This is a genomic window from Mesorhizobium sp. M1E.F.Ca.ET.041.01.1.1 (assembly GCF_003997355.1).
GTDB lineage: Bacteria > Pseudomonadota > Alphaproteobacteria > Rhizobiales > Rhizobiaceae > Mesorhizobium.
In genome coordinates this window covers 1-1,419 of record NZ_RZSL01000979.1, presented here as the reverse complement: position 1 = coordinate 1,419, position 1,419 = coordinate 1, and the positions used below count along the sequence as shown (strand labels likewise).

General features: G+C 65.5%; 1 protein-coding gene. It reads right to left on the bottom strand.

All coding sequences use genetic code 11. From position 1 onward, the window contains the following. Positions 1–138: 138 nt before the first annotated feature. On the bottom strand, positions 139–1,419 hold a 1,281-nt coding region (locus EOA38_RS36570; protein ID WP_281060168.1), incomplete at its 5' end, for a phosphate acyltransferase.

Sequence of the window (1,419 nt, the reverse complement as noted above, 5' to 3'; positions counted from 1 at the left end):
GGCTAGTTCGAAGCTCATTCAACCCTCGCATCTGCCCATTCGTCTTTCGCGCTTGAACGTCGAAGCGTGGCAGTGAGGCCGTGATGGCCGCAACCACCTTACAATGAAGCATCATCGGTGTTTACGGCCAGAGCGTCCTCAACCCAGATCGGCGATCGCCTGCGCCTTGTGCGCCGCCTCGACCACCGCCAAAGCCGTCATGTTGACCACGCCGCGCGAGGTCACCGAAGGCGTCAGGATATGCGCCGGCTTGTCGGTGCCGAGCAGGATCGGCCCCACATGCAGCGCGTCCATCATGGCGCGCAGCGCCGTCAGCGTGATGTTTGCCGAATCGAGGTTCGGGAACACCAGCAGATTGGCTTCACCCTTCAGCCGCGAATGCGGATAGACGCGCTGGCGCAGATGTTCCGACAGCGCTGTATCGGCATGCATCTCGCCGTCGCATTGCAGGTCGGGCGCGATGCGCGCCAGGATCGCCGCGGCCTCCCGCATTTTGAGCGCGGTCGGCGCGTCGCGCGAACCGAAATCCGAGAACGAGAGCAGGGCGGCCTTGGGTTCCATGCCGAAACGCCTGATCTCCTCGGCCGCCAGGACGGTCATCTCGGCGATCTCCTCGGCCGTCGGATCGATGGTGACATAGGTGTCGGTCAGGAAAATGATGCCGCGCTGCGAAATCAGCATCGAGAGCGTCGACAGGTCGTGGTCCTTGACGCCGGGGCGCGGCCCGATGATCAGCGCGACATTGCGCAGATGCCGCTCGAAGCGGCCTTCGAGCCCGCAGACCATCGCATCCGCATCGCCACGCTTCAGCGCGAGCGCCGCGATCACCGTATTGTTGGTGCGCACCATGGTGCGGGCGGCTTCCGTCGTAATGCCGCGTCGGCCGGCGAGTTCTATCAGCAGATCGACATAGTGGCGGTAACGCGGATCGTCTTCCGGGTTGATCAGGCCGAAATCGACGCCCGGCCGGATGCGCAGCCCGTAGCGCTTCAGCCGGACCTCCACGACATGCGGGCGGCCGATCAGGATAGGCTCGGCGATACCTTCCTCCAGCACCACCTGCGCGGCGCGCAGCACGCGCTCGTCCTCGCCGTCGGCATAGATGACGCGCTTGGCGCTGGAGGCTTTGGCCGACGAAAAGACCGGCTTCATCACCAGGCCGGAGCGGAAGACGAAGCGGTTGAGCTTGTCGATATAGGCCGCGAAGTCTGCGATCGGCCGTGTCGCCACCCCGGTATCGCAGGCGGCTTTCGCCACTGCCGGCGCGATGCGCAGGATGAGGCGCGGGTCGAAGGGCGAGGGGATCAGGAAATCCGGGCCGAACACCGGCGTCTCGCCGGAATAGGCGCGCGCCGCGACGTCCGACGGCTCTTCGCGGGCAAGGGCGGCAATCGCCCGCACGGCGGCCATCTTCATCTC